At 36.9% G+C, this 16568-nt stretch carries 14 protein-coding genes; 4 read left to right on the plus strand and 10 right to left on the minus strand.

Going from position 1 to position 16568, the window contains the following annotated elements; genetic code table 11:
• The first annotated feature begins 5 nt into the window (after positions 1-5).
• Positions 6-1571, plus strand: coding sequence for a SagB family peptide dehydrogenase (locus tag ORL93_RS23355; RefSeq protein ID WP_098160764.1), 1566 nt, complete (start codon positions 6-8; stop codon positions 1569-1571).
• Between the two features lie 268 nt (positions 1572-1839).
• On the opposite strand, the gene ORL93_RS23360 is transcribed toward ORL93_RS23355, so the two are convergent.
• Together ORL93_RS23360 and ORL93_RS23365 are read right to left on the minus strand one after the other, a co-directional pair.
• Positions 1840-2250: a DUF3908 family protein gene (locus ORL93_RS23360; RefSeq protein ID WP_003203224.1), complete on the minus strand. Its 411-nt coding sequence runs from the start codon at positions 2248-2250 to the stop codon at positions 1840-1842.
• A 186-nt stretch (positions 2251-2436) separates the two neighbouring features.
• Entirely contained in the window at positions 2437-3771 is a 1335-nt protein-coding gene (locus ORL93_RS23365) for an FAD-dependent oxidoreductase (RefSeq protein ID WP_265959581.1), read from the minus strand.
• Positions 3772-4223: 452 nt separating this feature from the next.
• Here ORL93_RS23365 and ORL93_RS23370 point away from each other — a divergent pair, with 452 nt between their 5' ends.
• Complete coding sequence (locus ORL93_RS23370; protein WP_097786997.1) at positions 4224-4655, plus strand: hypothetical protein; 432 nt, start codon at positions 4224-4226, stop codon at positions 4653-4655.
• 327 nt (positions 4656-4982) lie between these two features.
• Here the strand turns inward: ORL93_RS23370 and ORL93_RS23375 are convergent, their stop codons facing one another.
• Positions 4983-6242: a TcaA 3rd/4th domain-containing protein gene (locus ORL93_RS23375; protein ID WP_098160765.1), complete on the minus strand. Its 1260-nt coding sequence runs from the start codon at positions 6240-6242 to the stop codon at positions 4983-4985.
• 19 nt (positions 6243-6261) lie between these two features.
• Entirely contained in the window at positions 6262-7062 is an 801-nt protein-coding gene (locus tag ORL93_RS23380; protein WP_098160766.1) for a zinc ribbon domain-containing protein, read from the minus strand.
• 182 nt (positions 7063-7244) lie between these two features.
• On the opposite strand from ORL93_RS23380, the gene ORL93_RS23385 reads away from it, so the two are divergent.
• Positions 7245-8078: a hypothetical protein gene (locus tag ORL93_RS23385; protein WP_097794783.1), complete on the plus strand. Its 834-nt coding sequence runs from the start codon at positions 7245-7247 to the stop codon at positions 8076-8078.
• A gap of 174 nt (positions 8079-8252) precedes the next feature.
• Here ORL93_RS23385 and ORL93_RS23390 read toward each other — a convergent pair whose 3' ends face one another.
• The 3 genes from ORL93_RS23390 to ORL93_RS23400 form a co-directional block, all read right to left on the minus strand.
• On the minus strand, positions 8253-10121 hold the full coding sequence (locus ORL93_RS23390) for a GMC family oxidoreductase (protein ID WP_176524616.1): 1869 nt from the start codon (positions 10119-10121) through the stop codon (positions 8253-8255).
• A 506-nt stretch (positions 10122-10627) separates the two neighbouring features.
• Positions 10628-11311, minus strand: a complete 684-nt coding sequence (locus tag ORL93_RS23395; protein ID WP_265959583.1) for a YukJ family protein — start codon at positions 11309-11311, stop codon at positions 10628-10630.
• Positions 11312-11411: 100 nt separating this feature from the next.
• Positions 11412-12908, minus strand: a complete 1497-nt coding sequence (locus tag ORL93_RS23400) for an L-lactate permease (protein WP_265959584.1) — start codon at positions 12906-12908, stop codon at positions 11412-11414.
• Positions 12909-13069: 161 nt separating this feature from the next.
• Between ORL93_RS23400 and ORL93_RS23405 the strand changes: the two genes are divergently transcribed.
• Complete coding sequence (locus ORL93_RS23405; RefSeq protein WP_097794788.1) at positions 13070-13633, plus strand: DUF4240 domain-containing protein; 564 nt, start codon at positions 13070-13072, stop codon at positions 13631-13633.
• Positions 13634-13805: 172 nt separating this feature from the next.
• On the opposite strand, the gene scfB is transcribed toward ORL93_RS23405, so the two are convergent.
• The 3 genes from scfB to trpA form a co-directional block, all read right to left on the minus strand.
• Positions 13806-15215, minus strand: a complete 1410-nt coding sequence (gene scfB, locus ORL93_RS23410; RefSeq protein ID WP_097794789.1) for a thioether cross-link-forming SCIFF peptide maturase — start codon at positions 15213-15215, stop codon at positions 13806-13808.
• A 127-nt stretch (positions 15216-15342) separates the two neighbouring features.
• Complete coding sequence (gene scfA / locus ORL93_RS23415) at positions 15343-15492, minus strand: six-cysteine ranthipeptide SCIFF (RefSeq protein WP_098160772.1); 150 nt, start codon at positions 15490-15492, stop codon at positions 15343-15345.
• Between the two features lie 311 nt (positions 15493-15803).
• Positions 15804-16565 (minus strand): tryptophan synthase subunit alpha, encoded by a 762-nt coding sequence (gene trpA / locus ORL93_RS23420; protein ID WP_098160773.1) that lies wholly within the window; start codon positions 16563-16565, stop codon positions 15804-15806.
• Between the last annotated feature and the right edge of the window lie 3 nt (positions 16566-16568).

Genomic DNA, 16568 nt, shown 5'->3' on the forward strand with positions numbered 1-16568 from the left:
GATTGATGCAACTAGAAACATTTCTACACCATTTGCATTTTTCCATTGATGAAATCATGCCCCAAGACAAGGAAATTAACTGGGCTGATGCCCCCCTTCCCTATAAACTATACCGTAATCTACCTGTCATTCCTCTTTCTCTAGAGGTACCGCTAACATTGCGAGATCAAAATCTGTCTAAAGAACCCACTCTCGAGCAAATCGGACATTGTCTCTGGTATACATTTGGCCTAACTCAATTGTGCCAGCCTTCCCTCGGCTTAGAAGAACAAAATACAACAAATATATACCGAAGATTTATTCCTTCTGGAGGAGCTCTATATCCAAATGAATTATATTTGTATTTAAAAATGAATCATTGTCCACAGGGAATCTATCATTATGACGCAGCACATCATCGTCTCGTATTACTGCGTGAAGGAAATTTTGACTCTTATCTCACGGAGGCACTTGGAAATCGCTGCAATCTATCTGCTTGCTTCGGCACCGCCTTTGTATCAACAATGTTTTGGAAAAATTTCTTTAAATATAATAACTTTTCCTATCGTCTCCAAGGTCTAGATACTGGTGTCCTCATCGGCCAATTACTAGAAGTCTCTAAACAATTCGGCTATACATCTGGTGTATATTTTCAATTTCTTGATAGAGCCATTAATCATTTACTCGGACTATCGGAGCAAGAAGAAAGTGTGTATGCAGTTATCCCATTATCTAACCACCCTGCAGAAGAATGGTTTCATCCAAATAATACAGGCGCAAACGTTACTTCTTATGAACTCTCACAGCAGCTTCCTATTTTAGAGCATGAACATTTTGTTCGCTCAAAGAACTTTACTGATCACCCTCTAATAACAACAATGAATGCAGCATCTATGCTAGATTCAACTGAACAATTTCGAACTGTGACAGAAGAGGCAACTGTTCCACATCACACACAAACTTTGACACTCCCCAGAGTAGAGCGATTATCATACGATTTCGCAACAGCTTGTCAAAAACGTTATTCACCTGATTTAGATTTTGTCTTAAGGAAAATAAGCGATACGCAACTAGCTACTTTACTTCAAGAAGCAACTCTTTCCTTTCCTTATCAAAATGATTTAGACGGAACACATATAAAGAAAAAATCACGTGTCTCACTATACGGATGCTTTTATAACGTAGACGGTTTGCCAAATGGTGCCTATTCCTACGACAGTAATGCTCATACATTAGAAAAAATTCAATTAGGAGATCTCCGCTATCCTTTACAATCCGGTATGACAATGGACAATGTAAATCTCTTTCAAGTACCACTCTGTTTACATGTAATAGGAAATAAAGATTATTTAAAAAACGATTTAGGTTATAGAGGATATCGAATTCAACAAATGGAAGCTGGAATGCTCGTCCAAAAACTCGTCTTAGCAGCCTCAGCTATGGATATGGGAGGTCACCCGCTCTTAGGATTTGATGCAAACTTATGTGACAAACTGTATGAAACTGATACAAAAAGAAAAACGACCCTTATTCAAATTCCAGTTGGTCCCTATCGCCATCGCACTTGGTTAAAAGGATATTTGCATAGCTAAAAACACGCCCTGCGCTCAGTACACTGTGCTAGCAAAGGGCGTGTTTTTGAAGGGATTTTATATACATCCATTTTGATTTTTCAACATGTAAATTGCTGCTACGAAGGACAAAAGGTACCTTACACTCGCTTTCTCCCTCTGTTTTCACTTGGCATGGGGCAGGAAAAGGATTTGACCGCTTCTATGCATGGCTGGATGCTCTCTCCTACCTAAAAAGAAGGGGTTTTGTCGTTTTTAATTTAGATTTATATAAGACCTGCTTTCACTACTAAATTACTTTAAAGATACTCTTAATCTGTCTTGCAAACAACCAATTCTTCGTTCCGCAGTTATCATTTAAACTATCTAGCATAATAGAATTCCCATTAGAGAACTTCAACTCTAATGTTGTATTTTTATCATTTGTTTTTAGGCTTATATCTGTAATATTCTCATACTTTAATTTTTCAACTTTAATATACTCTTCTTGCACCTGACCAATGACAACATGATCTTGGAAAAAGAAGAACACTTCCGCTTTTTTTCCAAAGCAAAATACATTTTTCGGGTAAATTAATGTAGCGTTATCAATCGCAATGCATAGTTCCTTTATTTCTTGGACAATTTCTCCAAAGTCCTCCTCATGTCTTGCGTTTGACTCTGCAATCCACTCTTCTACTGTTCTCATATTTATTGCCATTTCTTATCCTCCATCATCATTCATTACTAGCTTGTTTCTATCGTATTTTTATGTATGTAAAAAATAAATACTATATGAAAATATAATAGATACGTACTACATTTTTCAAGGACAAATATGATATTATATATCTTTTTTATAATTCGGTGTTTTCAAAATAAAAAAATAGCACTTCTATAAGAAGTACTATTCCGCTCGCCGCGCTGCTTGTTGAACTGGATCCCAAACACTGTTATATGGCGGTGCATAACTTAAATCGACATCTTCTAAATCATGAATGCTCATTTTATGAAAGAGCGCCATTGCAATAACATCGATTCGTTTATCCACGCCTTCTTCTCCGATCACTTGTCCGCCTAATAGTTGTTTTGTATCAGAACGATACACTAATTTCACATAAAGCGGCGTTGCATTTGGATAATAGCCAGCCATACTGGTTGCATCTACTTTCACCGTTTTATATGGTATTTTCAATCCGCTTGCTTCTTTTTCACTTAAACCCGTTCTCGCTAAAGTGAGTCCCATAAATTTAATAATGCTCGTACCGAGAGTGCCTTTAAACGCTCTTCGTTTATCAACCATATTCAATCCTGCAAGACGCCCTTGCTTATTTGCAGTTGTACCGATTGGAATATGATCATGCGTTTCTTTTATGATGTGATAATGCGTTGCACAATCTCCTGCTGCATAGATATCTTCCACATTCGTTTGCATATAAGCACTTACTTCTATAGCCCCTTTTTTGTTCGTGCGAATCGCTGTTCCGTTAACAAACTCTGTGTTTGGCTGCACGCCAACTGATACTAGAACGAGATCCGTTTTATACGTTCCTTTATCTGTTTCAACAAATTCAACTTTCTCTTTCCCCTTAAATGCTTTTACATTTTCATTTGTTAAAATTTCAATATTATATTTTGCTGCTTCTTCATGTATATATGCTGCCATATCGGCATCATAAATTGTGCCAATATGTTCATTTCGCTCAATCATTCGCACCTTTTTCCCAAGCTCTCCAAATGTTTCAGCCATTTCAAGACCAATTGCCCCGCCGCCAATAATGGTTACTTGCTCAACATTCTGTTCCTGTAACGTCTCCAATATTCTATGGGCATCCGGAATTGTTTTTAAAAGATGAACACCTTGCAGGTTGTTTCCTTCCCAGTCCGGCATAACAGGTCTAACTCCTGTCGCAATTAGCAAGCGATCATATTTATATTGAAATGCCTCGTTTTCACTTGTATGTATACCATGCACAATTTTGTTTTCAGTATCAATTTTCGTTACTTCATGGTGTGTTTTCGCATCAATTCCATACTTATCACGAAATGTGCTAATGTCTCGTGCAATTAATTTTTCAGTAGAAGCAATCACACCGCTAATAACGTACGGAAGTCCACACTGCGCATATGAATATATTTCACCTTTTTCTAACGTTACAACTTTTGCTTCTTTATCATTTCTAACAATTTGCATAGCCGCACTCATGCCAGCTGCATCTCCGCCAATGATTACATAGTTCACTAAACCACTCCTTTGTACAGTCTCTATCGTTTACATTCTCCAGATTCACTGCAAATAAATCCTTTTTTCTATAAGTAGCTTATACAAAGTATATGTTTTCTCCCTTTTGTTTATAAATGAAACCACTTCGTCCAAACATAATAACGCATACCTTTGTATATACATTTTGATTTTCCAACATATAAGTCGCGGCTATACATACAAAAAGAGCCTTGCACTCATTTTCTCCCTTTGTTTTCACTTGGCATGGAGCTCAAAAAGGCTCTGACCGCTTCTTTGCTTGGCCGGATCCTCTCTCACACCTAAAAAAGAATGGTTTTCTGTCAGTTTTTCAATTTATATTCATGTATTTTTAAACATCCTTTGAACACTATAGGTAAAGCGTCGTGTCCCATAAACCTAATTATTAATATGCTATAACAATCGCAATGGAAAGTAGGTGAACAGAATCAATGTGTAGTAATTTTCTTATCTCTACTTCTGCTGAGCCAAAAGTTGCTCAACCACTGGAACAGGAATTCAGTATTAATGCAACACTCTACGGTGCACAGGCTTGGTCAGCTGATAGCGATACCTTTTTTCAAGAAATTTGGAAATCCACCCTGTTTGCATCCACCTCTCAGCCTGACGATGCTGTCTATCCACTTGGTATTCTAAAGATTATCAACCTCTCTTACGACACAATAACAGTTGTAACATCAAAAAAATTAAACAGTAGACTGAAGATTACAGTTCCACCGAATTCGGAAGCCATACTTTCTTCCAGTTCTTTAGCTGATGTCCAGGCTAGTACAAGTGGCAGAGCAAGCAGAGTCAACTTTCTCTTTCATATCTTTTTTTCTCGCGAACCAGCTAGAACTTCCCTCATGCCATTACAGAAATAACAAAGAGGTAATCTTGCCTTTAAATTCTTCTATATTTTTCAACCGGAATAATGTAATCATTACCATGACACATAAAAGGATTTGTTACATGAAATACAAACACATAAAGTGAAACTTTAATCAGTGGGGGTTTTCTTCCCCCCACTGATTATTAGCCCTCATCAATCGGACTTTTACGGGCAGTTGGTCCCCCACCTATCTTCCTCGTTTCTCTCTAAATCTTGAGGTGGTGGTCTTACTGCCCGTTAATGCGGGATAAATAAAAAAGGTACATCACCATTATCGCTGATGTACCTTTCATTTCTACAACATAAAAAGTGATAATGCCTACTCCTTTGTCTTCATAAGCTCAATATTATACGTCTCCACATCATTCAACTCTCCTGTATAATACGGATTTTCACGATACCACGACTGCTTTAAAAAGTATGATTGCATATCTTTCGTTTGAAAAACATGCCCATGCCGAGCATATATTTCATTTCTCGCGATCCGTAATTGTTCTTTTGTTAGGGACTGCAGCTCTACACTTGTTAACTTACGAATATGACTATCAGGAAAGAAAAATCCGTTATATACATATTTTGTTGTCACAGTTGATGGAGAAGAAGATGTTTCTTGTATTTCAGGCTTCTTCTGAAACGAAAGTGTATAATATTGACTTGTCGATATATTTTCCACCTTTGTTTGTTCTTTTCCATTTGCACCTTCTTTTTCTAAATAAATAGAGACGCTTCCATCTGTAGCTACTGGTCCCCACTTAAATTCTTCCCCCACCAATGTCGTAATCGGTTTCTGGTTCGCATATAATGTTGCTCCCGCTACATTTGTTTGAATGGTAATGTAGTGACCTTTTAACGATAAGTCAACTGTTACATTATTTTGATTTTGTTTCATAAGTACAACCTTTTCTTCACGCGCTAGCTTCACATAATCATTTTTAAACTCTGATTGAAACGTTTGAATACCTGGGAAAAATGGTCCATATTGCTTTTCAAACATTTTATCAGTTGTCTTATCTAACTCTTTTTCATTTATTTTTAACAGCGCATCTTTTTCATTCGTAAGGAGCGTTGCATAATAGGTTTTTGCTTTCAATTTATATCGATCAAATAGAAAGAGGTATTTTCCATCCTTCGTTAATACAAAATCTACTTTTTCTACATCATTTTGCTTCTTCTTTTGCTGTTGTATAGAAGCTTTTAAATCATTAACATAGGACGGATATTCTTTTATATACGAAAACAACGGTCTTACACTCTCTTTATCTACTACAAATTGTGGGTCATCTGTTGTAACAATATCAATGAATTTTTCCGTATCTCTGTCTTGTAAAATCGTAACCATTCTATCAATTTGTGCTTCTGCAGAATAATACTTTGTTCCATACAGGTATGCTCCGCCAAAACCGACAATAAAAAGAATCACAAGCCCAATCCATATCTTCTTCCCCTTGCTCATTTTCTTTCGTATCTGTGGTTCCTTTTCGTTCCCTACTCGCTGGTGCTCATCTCTTCTAGCCCCACACTTTTGACAAAATTGCACGTCATCCATTACCTGTGAACCGCATTTTGCACAAACGTTCATCCATTCATCCACCTTTTCATTAGAAGTTTGTTAAACCTCCAGTTAAGGTATCAAGTATTGTTTTTATATAGGACCAAAGCACAATCCAGCTCGCAATTGAAATCAAAATATTTGCGATAATAAGTGTATACACTGGATCTAATCCACCTCTGTCTAACTTTAATATTGAAACAATTGTGCAAATCGTCATCCCTGTTACAGCGAATCCTAAAAATAGTGGAGATAGGAAGCCTAACAAAAAGCTAAATAACAATGCAAGAATAAGTATAGCGACAACCGGTGTTGAAATTGTTCCCCATACCCCTAATGCTTCTAAAAAAGAAAAAGATGATTTCATGAGCCTTCCACTTACAAAAATTATACCCCCAACAAATAGAAATAAAATTAATAAAAATAAAAAGACCTTAGCTGATTCCCCCAAAAAAGAAGGCTGTTCTTCAGGTACAAATCCAGCCCTACTTATAATTCCAGTTGCAATTGATGCCGTTGCACTCATCAGCCGGTAAAACATACAAGCAAAAAAGAAACAAATAAGAACAAGACTTGTAATCCCATTCCTTACCTCAATATGTCCACTTTTCATAATTGCTGTTGGAGCTTTTAATGCATTCTTAAAAAACTGAAAGTAATCACTTGCAAATCGCTTTGCTTGCTCTACCGTTTCATTCGAACGGTTTTCCTGTACAGGTGCTGGTTGGGACAACTGCTGTTCTCCCTGTTCTGCATGATGCTCTACAGCTTGCTCCATAAGTGAATGTCCACAATTACCACAGAATTTCGCTTCACTTGCATGCTCAGTTTTACACTCTGGACACATCATCCTACCATCTCCCTTGCATGTATCTTCTAAGCTGCTACAAATTCAATATATGTATAAGGACAGAAAACATGCCTATAAGAAAAAGCTATATATGCTATACATTTCCACCCTATCTATTCTAGTAATCTATTCACAAAGTGGTATGATAAGCAGTAGTAAAATACATAGATTGGATGAAGAATATGGAACTAGCATACTCAATTTTTCATATATTCCTTACAAGCTTAATACAATTATTTTCATTACTTGGTGTTATCATTTTAGTTGGTTTTCTATTAGGATATTTAGAATCTCTTACACGAACGTATTGGACGAGGGCTTTTGGTAGAAAAGGCTTCCTTTTATCAGCTTGGATTGGTGTTCCTATTCATGAATTAGGACATGCGATTATGTGTGTCGTATTTAGGCATCAAATTGTGGCAATGCAGCTCTTTCCAATCAATACAAATAACGGTTATTTAGGTTATGTCAGGCATCAATATAATCAAAGAAGTATATATCAACGAATAGGAAATTTTTTCATCGGAATTGCTCCTATTTTCTCGGGAATGGCCGCCTTAATCCTTCTTATGTATTATTTCGCACCACAATCTTATTCGGTCTTTATACATGCTCTTGAAACAAATACTCAAACCGCTTCTATCAATATCGATATGTTACAAAATATTTTATTATCAGCCATTCTCTTATTAAAAAGTCTCTTTACAGTTAGCAACTTATTTAATCCTTTGTTTTGGCTTTTTCTTTTTATCGCGATTTGTATCTCTGCACATATTGCCTTAAGCAAGCCGGATATAGAAGGTTCATTAGACGGTGTAATTACTATATTTATCTTTCTTTTCCTCTTCAATGCAATAGCAGGGCTATTTCATTATGATAGTAATCAACTAATAGGGAATGTAGTGAAATATAATATGTATGTACTTGCTTTCTCTAGTATTGCCATACTATTTTCATGTATCGCTGTATGTATCAGCTTTATTTTCTACAAAATTAAAACAGCTAGCTCATTTTGATTTATGACATGTTGCACATTATAGAAAAAAGTACATCACTCCTATATTTTGTGATGTACTTTTTATTTGATAAGACCTCTAAATGACCTCATGTACGACAACAAATATTTCTAACCTATTTTCTCATTGAGGTTTGATAGTCTCTTAGCGTATAAAAACGTTAAAATATGAGTGCTATCCTTTATAATCCTCAAATTCTTTATCATCTATTACGTAAGGATGAGGGTCCTCCCGAATAAATCGTACCGCATTTAAACCAATCATCTGAGCAGGGATGGAAGTGTTACCATCTGGTAAAATTGGTGAAATAGAAAGATCGGCAACTTTAAGATTTTGGGTGCCAAAAACATTGAGGAATCCATCCACTACCCCTTCTTGAATCGTCCGCCCCATTTTACATTGCCCTCCAAAATGAAAGAAGTTCGAATAAGACGCATGGACATAATTCTCAAGTTGCTTTCGTTTGTCTGATTCAGGTAAATTAAAAATATATTCCGGAGGATAGACAACCTCATGTATGCCACTATTTGGTGTTACTTGAGCCTGCTTAACAATATTGTAAGTATTTATATATTGATCCACCAGATATTCTATATCATCACGATTTTGCAACGGATTGAAGATAACTGATGGAGGAGCTTCAGGATCGCTATGTGCTGCCATAATCGTACCCCTGCTTTGCGGGTTAAGATCTAAAATACCGAAACTCATGATATTGGTACCACTGGAGATATCAAAATTCCAACCATTTCTGAGCACATCTTGAATAGGGAGAAATAAAGCTACGGGTGCTCCAAACATTTGGAGACGACGACCTTCAAGGCTCTCTGGATTTTCTGCTTTAAAAGCACCTAGGGCAATTGGCTGATCAGGATCAGCCAATAATATCGGTGCTAGTTGGGATGTGTCTACCCTAACTCCCAATCCAACATAAGCTTGAGTTTGAAGATTGTAACCTACATTTTGACTCTCTATCAATGTTGGTATACCTGCTTTAGCCAAATCGTCCGATTTACCGATTCCTGAACGTTGTAGAATGACTGAGGAAAAAAATCCTGCAGAGACGATAATGCCTTTTCTTGCAAACCTTCTATGTGAAACACCGTCCTTGACAAATTCAACACCAACCGCAATGTTCAGTCCATCTTTTTTCTTAAATAAGATTTTGTTAACGGTTGTTTTAGCTAAAATAACCAACTTTCTTCCACCAACCCCAAACTCATCTGGATGGAACTGGTCTCCTTGACTGACTATATGGTCATTTAAATATCCTGTTGCTGTTGATGAACGGACAAATTGACCATCTTTTTCCTGTTGGGTATATTGCGATTTGTAAAATGTACAATCTCTTACACCTGTATTATAGTCCTCAACAATATCGATACCCAAAACCTGTGCAGTTGCGTTAGTCAACGTTTCAATCAGCCCATGAGGAGGAATAAGTTGTTGTCTAACAAAAATAGGACCTTCAGATCCCCTCTCGTTAGAGCTTTGTGTCGCTCCTGTATAGGTTTCATTTTGTATAAATAAAGAACGAATCTTGTTGTAACTCCATTGGTCACCAACGATCTCTGCCCACTTGTCATAAAGTTCTTTACTCCCGCGCACTGCATACATGTCATTAATTTCTGAGCTTCCCCCAATTACCCGACCATTTTGTGAAAGAAGTGGACGTCTAATGCTTTGCTCTATATTAGAAGTAATATTAAATGTAAATTTATTATCACTGGCTAAATTAATTGCTTTTTCAATGGAACCACTGCTTAGCTCATTCGTCATATTCGTTCCTGCTTCAAGCACTAGTACAGAAGTACTATTGTCATCCGTTAATTCTTTGGCGATTACCCCTCCAGCAGTTCCAGCACCAATCACGATATAATCAGATATGTTAGGATTTGTTGGTTTTATAGGTTCTGAAATCGGAACAGGAAATACACAAGGATTGAAGAAACTACTATTTTTTGATGGCATAGATATGATCGGTTGTGACATCGAAACAGGAAATGCGCAAGGATTGAAGAAGTTTCTATTTTTTGATGACATGAATAATCAAGCTCCTTTTTTTGCATTTAGTATATTAAATGTAAAAAGAGCCAGTTTTCTTGTGTCATTGTCTTGACTTCTTCCCCAAAAAAGCATAAATGTGTGCCCTATTCATGTGCAATTAACATAACACATCATTATACGTAATAAACAAAGAGGGTTACTCCTTTATTCATCAAGGAGTAACCCTTTTTCTCTTTTGAAAGCTTTATGCAAGCATGTATACATACTTATTTTATTAAGTATGCTTTCTCAGAATTGTCCTTAATTCCCATATAAAAACAGCATATCCGCTATTTAGTCTAATATTTTAATACAACCTATTATCTATTCGTAACATATAATAGTGAATCTAAATTTTTATTTTATGAGATATGGTGAAAATAGACGGCAAAATATGATTGTATCAATAAAGTTCAGTCTAATACACTTTATAACTGAAACATCATAAGCTTTATTTGCCACAAAATTAAAACAGCTAGTTCGAGATGAACTAGCTGTTTTAATTAATTTTTGCTCTTATAGTTGCAATGCTCCAGCGGAATCCGCGCATGTCCCTCTTCGTCTGTACACCAAGACTGCGACTGAAATGCGAGGAAAATGCCAACCCATTGCTTCATTTTCTCAAAATGGATGAATAGGCCACCATCTTGCCATGTGCCATCATCCTCTTGCCACTTCACCACATTTCCTTGATTCATATGAATATCATGTATCCCATTACCAGGTTTAAAATGAAAATATCGATCAGGTGTATCATTTTCTGGACCCCATCGTTCTCCAAATGCATAAATAATTGCCTTTTCCTCTATCGCTCGTTTCATATAATGTTCTATTTTTTCATTTAAATCGTTGTCAGCTCCCGATTTTTCTGGCGGCAAAGGAATCATCTGTTTTGATTCAAATAAATTTCCCCGCACATAATCTAAAGCCACCTTTGGTTCATTATTTTTCACTTCTGTAAAACCAAAAGGTAATGTCGGTAAAATCGTAATAGCTTCTGATTTAATATTTTCACTTGCAAAATATAGTACTTCTGATGGATAACTCTGCGATTTCACATTAATTGCAATCCGGTAATCTACTCCCGATTCATCTTGCAAATGAACTTGATAATGAGGTGTTTTCCCTTTTCCAATCATAGATTGTAGTGTGGTACCTTTTAAAACGCCATAGTTTTTTAAGGGCATGGGATCATCTCCTCTTCACGTAATGGAAACACTTGTTCTTTTATAAATTATCCACTAACAAACAAAAATCCTCCTAAAGTAGAGGATTTCATCAAATATTTCATCGCAATACATACCAACCTGCAACTTCCACCACCACAATTAACACCGCTCCAAAAATCATAAGCGTTGTCTTCTTTAGTAGTTCATTCTCACGAAATGGAATATTACATAAATAGGCCCCAAGCGTAATCCGTGACGGACAAGCAATTGTCGCTACGGATGATGCTGTATTTTGCAAAGTCGTAACATATTGCCACGGAAGCCCTACATTCTGTGCTGTTCGCATTTGTAGTTTAATAAACATCGCATTTGATCCTGCGTTACTTCCCGTTAAAAAACCACCAATTGCACCGATGAACGGGGCAACAAAGACAAATAATGTTCCAAATGTTTGCCCTGCTGCGTCCGCTAATAATGTGTGCATACCCGCTGCACCCATTAATTCTGAAATCGCAATAAACATTGTCGTTGTAATCGCAAACGGTATCCATTGTTTGATCGTTTGTAATAGAGATTGGTTTATAATAGTAGAAGGAATGCGAAAAAAAACGATGCTAAATAAGCATGTAACTCCAAGCCAAAATCCAGGTGAATATAATAACGCTAGTTTGTAAGAATACGATGGTAAATCAAGAATCGCGTAAGATTGTAGCATATTATGTAACGACGGAATGAGACGAGAAAGTAAAATACAAACTGTTAAAAATAAATAAGGGCTTATAATTTTCACGATAGAAACTTCTCGCTGCGTCGTGGCAGCATGCTCCGATAAAAACGCTTTCCCTTGCCTCGCTGTCATTTTAATGATAAGAAAACCAAATGTAATTGTTACAATGGAACTTAAAATCCCGGCTAATTCCACACTTACATATGCATTAGAAAGATAGATTGATATAGAAAATAAGAGAAAAAAACCGAATCCTTCCTTCCATTTTTCCTTCACCGCTTGCCAACCACCAACTACATACAAAGAAAGGTAAACAAAGTACGCAAAAAAAGGAATACTGAGTAATGCTGTACTAGATCCTAAGTTTACTAATGGCATATTGATAAGCTGCGATCCAATAATTGTCCCTGTTGCCATCGCTCCCCAGGAACTCGCCAATAAACCGATAAACGATAACAAGACTGCTTGGAACGGTTTATAACCAAGCGAAAGAAAAATAGGAGCTGCCACCATAAAACCAATTCCAAATCCGCTCACTGATTCGATAAGTGGACAAATTCCAAAGCACATTAAGAGCATTTGTAATAATCGATCATGTGTAACTTGTTCGATAAAACGTGCAACTTGATCGATATACCCCATTTTGTTCATGAGGTGAAATAAAAGAATACCAAAAAACAGAACATACCCTACAATAAAACATATTAACCCGCCCTTAATTGTTGCATGCATGACCTCTCCCATTTGCAGTCGAAACATTGGCGTTAGTAAAACGATTCCAGTACATACAACATAAGAAATCAGCGAGGCTTTCAGCGATGTTTGTTTAAAAATAAATAAACAAATGAAAATCATCATAATTGGAATAAGGGCTAACAATACAGCCATACCATCATCTCGTTTCTTATAAGATACAATTGTAACTATTATATAACAGTTAACAGAATATTCAATTCATTTTGTAACAGTTTTTTACTATTCTTTATCAAGTGAATTATTGAAAAAATGCTACACTACAAGAAAATTACGTTTTAAAAGGAGCGATAACGATGAACAAAGAACAATTTTGGCAGCTTATTTCAGAAATGAATACAAAAGACGAAACGAGTGAATGGCTGGTGGAACACTTAACTTCTCAGCCCACGGGCGAAATTGCAGATTATGAAATCCATTTCCAAACTGCTCTTAAAGAATCTTATACATCTTCTCTATGGGCAGCTGCTTATATTATTTTTGGCGGATGTTCTGATGATTTATTTGATTATTTTAGAGGTTGGCTCATCGCATGTGGACAAGAAACATTTGAATCCGCCCTGCAAAATCCTGAAAATCTAGCAAACTTAATTCCTGCTTATTATGAAGAGGAAGAAATTATTCCTGAATGTGAAGAAATACTATCTGTTGCCCTTGAAGCTTTTTCTTTACAAGAAACGGGAGATACAGAATGGGACGACGATATTTGGGATACATTTGATTCCTTATTAGATGAAAAGGGACATGATTCATCTATGCCTGAAATTGAGTTCGATTGGGAAGAAGACGATGAAGAAGGATTAGCAAAACGTTTTCCAAAACTTTGGGAACGTTTTGGTGAAAATCCTTTATTATATTAACTGAATAAATTCAAAATACTCGTATATGAAATGGTATAATTTACATAATGAATTCCATTTTATAAAGTGAAACTTTAATCAGTGGGGGTTTTTTGTCTAAACGAAAAAGAAGATTTTCAAAGAGGCTGAGCATAAATCAAATTTTGACTTATCTCTCAGCCTTATAATATCTTTATGCTTGTGCCACGGCTTGTTTGCTTTTTTTCATAGTTCTCATGGATTCGGCTACTTTAACCATCATGGAACATTCTACTCTCTTACGGAAGATGTCACAGCTAAAATCGTAGATTCCCTTGATGGAGCCGGTTGCATGCAATGCGTTGGCAGGGCAACCACCACTGCAGTAAAGTTTCGCCCAACAGTCCTGACATTCTGGCTTCGAGTAGCAGTTGCTCTCTTTAAATTGACATTGCATCTCTTGTTTTGTAATCCCATCCCAGATGTTTCCCATACTGTATTCGTTATCCCCGATGAACTGGTGGCAAGGGAAGAATTCGCCCCATGGTGTGACAGCGAAATATTCGGTTCCTGAGCCGCAGCCAGAAATTCTCTTTTGGATGCATGGGCCTTCTGAGAGGTCAAGCATGTAATGGTAGAAAGTGAAGCCATTACCTTCTTCCTCACGCTTTAGCATTTCCTTGGCGAGAATTTCGTACTGGTTATAAATATCTGGAAGGTCCTTTTCGGTGAGTGCATATGGTTCCCGTGGATTACAGATGACCGGTTCCATTGAGAGCTTGTCAAAACCAAGATCTGCGATATGAAAAATGTCATTGGTGAAGTCAACGTTGTTATGAGTATAGGTTCCACGCACATAGTATTCTTTATCTCCACGGCTTTTGACGAATTCTTGGAACTTCGGAACGATATAATCATAGCTCCCCTTTCCAGTTACCGTTTTACGAAGGTGATCGTGGACTTCTTTTCTTCCATCAAGACTCAATACGACATTGTACATTTCTTTATTCAAAAAATCAGTGATTTCATCGTTTAGTAACATGCCATTTGTAGTAAAGGTGAAGCGAAACGTTTTTTTGTACTCTTTTTCTTTACTTCTTGCGTAAGCGACAATCTGTTTTACAACTTTCCAGGCCATGAGCGGCTCTCCCCCGAAGAAATCGATGTCGAGGTTTCGGTGATGACCGGAGTTTTCCAATAGGTAATCGATAGCTCTTTTGCCAACCTCATAACTCATAATCGCTCTGCTTCCATTGTATTTTCCTTGGCTGGCGAAGCAGTATTCGCATGATAAGTTACATGTATGTGCAACATTGAGGCAGAGGGCCTTTACATAAGTTTGGCGGTTTCTTAAATCAATTGAGAGACTCTTATATTCATCCTCAGTAAAGAGTTCCCCATCATTTTTTAGCTCTTCGATATCTGCAATGGTTTCTCGAATGTCCTTCTCAGAGATATCGGAATCATGTACGTATTTTTCTAGCATCATTGTTATGATTTCTTCTGCAGCAGTAGTCTCATAAAGCGCGATGATTTCATAAGCGAGGTCGTCAACAACATGTACTGATCCACTGTAGGTATCGAGTACGATGTTGTATCCGTTTAATTTATATTGATGAATCATATTTAATAATCAAACTCCTTTTATCTATAAAGTAAAACTTCCGTTAATGGGGCTTTTACTTCTTGTTCATGCGGGATAAAAATGGCCGCCCATCTGGGAAGCAGTTGGGCGGTACGTTTCTCATTTTCTATCTGTTCATCATGTTTTCACATTTTTGATTTGCAACTCCGCAAGATGTCTTGCAAGCTGATTGGCAAGATGTTTGACATGCACCACACCCACCATGTTTTACTGTATCTGTCAGTTTACGAGTACTTAGTGTTACGATTCTTTTCATGACGTATAACTCCTTTTTAAAAATATTTTCAAGAAACAAACTCTCCCTATTTGTGAATGTTTTCACATTAAAAACTACAACTTGTGAAATACTTCACATTAATTCCAGTAATAATTTTAACAACACCTTTGGTTTACGTCAATCATTCTTGATATTTTCATGTCAGTTTGGGAATCAACTGCCCGTAAAATCCAATTCGCTCAACTAATAATTAGTGGGAGATGAAGAATCCCCCACTAATGTGCAAGGTCTTAATGACTTGAAACTTGCTCATATAATATAGAGACCCCTTAACAGGTAGCCTCTTCTTCTTATTTCACTGCAGCAATCAGTTCACAAATTTCCTCTTCTTTTTCTGTTTCTAAAAGCTCAATTACCTTACTTCCCACAACCACTCCATCACATAACGTAATCATTTCCTCAATTTGCTCAGTCGTTGAGATTCCAAATCCAGCAACTACTGGAAGATGTACATGTGCTTTTACTTTTTCTAAGTAGCTATGAATTTCTTGCTTAAAGTCATGTCTAACCCCAGTGACCCCCGCTACCGTTACCGCATAAACAAACCCTTGTGACTCCCTCGTAATCTTTTCAATTCGTTCGATTGGACTCGTTACTGTTACAAGCGGAATAAGTGCGATATGCGCATCACGAAGGTGCGGTGCGATAATATCTTGTTCTTCATATGGCAAGTCTGGAACAATAATTCCATCTACACCAGCTTCAAGACAACTTCCGATAAAACGTTCTTTACCAAATGCTAAAATAGGATTCAAGTATGTCATAAGTACGAATGGAATATTTACTTCTTGTCTGACTTCCGCTAGTGCCTGAAAGATTCCTCCGAGCGTTGTTCCACTATCTAATGCTCGTTTTCCTGCCCTTTGAATTGTTGGTCCATCTGCAACTGGATCAGAAAATGGGATCCCAATTTCAACGATGCTCGCCCCTGCTTCATCTAGAAAACGAATTTGCTCTTTTAACTTCTCTAGACCTCCATCTCCTCCCATTACATAAGGAATAAATGCTTTTTTTCCATTTTGAAACGCTTCTGTAATTCTTTCTACTCCCATCGT

This window comes from Bacillus sp. DHT2, assembly GCF_026241455.1.
In the GTDB taxonomy this organism is placed as follows: domain Bacteria; phylum Bacillota; class Bacilli; order Bacillales; family Bacillaceae_G; genus Bacillus_A; species Bacillus_A pseudomycoides.

Coding starts and splice junctions, on each gene's coding strand:
- ORL93_RS23355 (WP_098160764.1), top strand. CDS start 6: ATGCAACTAGAAACATTTCTACACCATTTGCATTTTTCCATTGATGAA.
- ORL93_RS23360 (WP_003203224.1), bottom strand. CDS start 2,250: ATGGCAATAAATATGAGAACAGTAGAAGAGTGGATTGCAGAGTCAAAC.
- ORL93_RS23370 (WP_097786997.1), top strand. CDS start 4,224: ATGTGTAGTAATTTTCTTATCTCTACTTCTGCTGAGCCAAAAGTTGCT.
- ORL93_RS23375 (WP_098160765.1), bottom strand. CDS start 6,242: ATGAACGTTTGTGCAAAATGCGGTTCACAGGTAATGGATGACGTGCAA.
- ORL93_RS23380 (WP_098160766.1), bottom strand. CDS start 7,062: ATGATGTGTCCAGAGTGTAAAACTGAGCATGCAAGTGAAGCGAAATTC.
- ORL93_RS23385 (WP_097794783.1), top strand. CDS start 7,245: ATGGAACTAGCATACTCAATTTTTCATATATTCCTTACAAGCTTAATA.
- ORL93_RS23390 (WP_176524616.1), bottom strand. CDS start 10,121: ATGTCATCAAAAAATAGAAACTTCTTCAATCCTTGCGCATTTCCTGTT.
- ORL93_RS23395 (WP_265959583.1), bottom strand. CDS start 11,311: ATGCCCTTAAAAAACTATGGCGTTTTAAAAGGTACCACACTACAATCT.
- ORL93_RS23400 (WP_265959584.1), bottom strand. CDS start 12,908: ATGGCTGTATTGTTAGCCCTTATTCCAATTATGATGATTTTCATTTGT.
- ORL93_RS23405 (WP_097794788.1), top strand. CDS start 13,070: ATGAACAAAGAACAATTTTGGCAGCTTATTTCAGAAATGAATACAAAA.
- scfB (WP_097794789.1), bottom strand. CDS start 15,215: ATGATTCATCAATATAAATTAAACGGATACAACATCGTACTCGATACC.
- scfA (WP_098160772.1), bottom strand. CDS start 15,492: ATGAAAAGAATCGTAACACTAAGTACTCGTAAACTGACAGATACAGTA.
- trpA (WP_098160773.1), bottom strand. CDS start 16,565: ATGGGAGTAGAAAGAATTACAGAAGCGTTTCAAAATGGAAAAAAAGCA.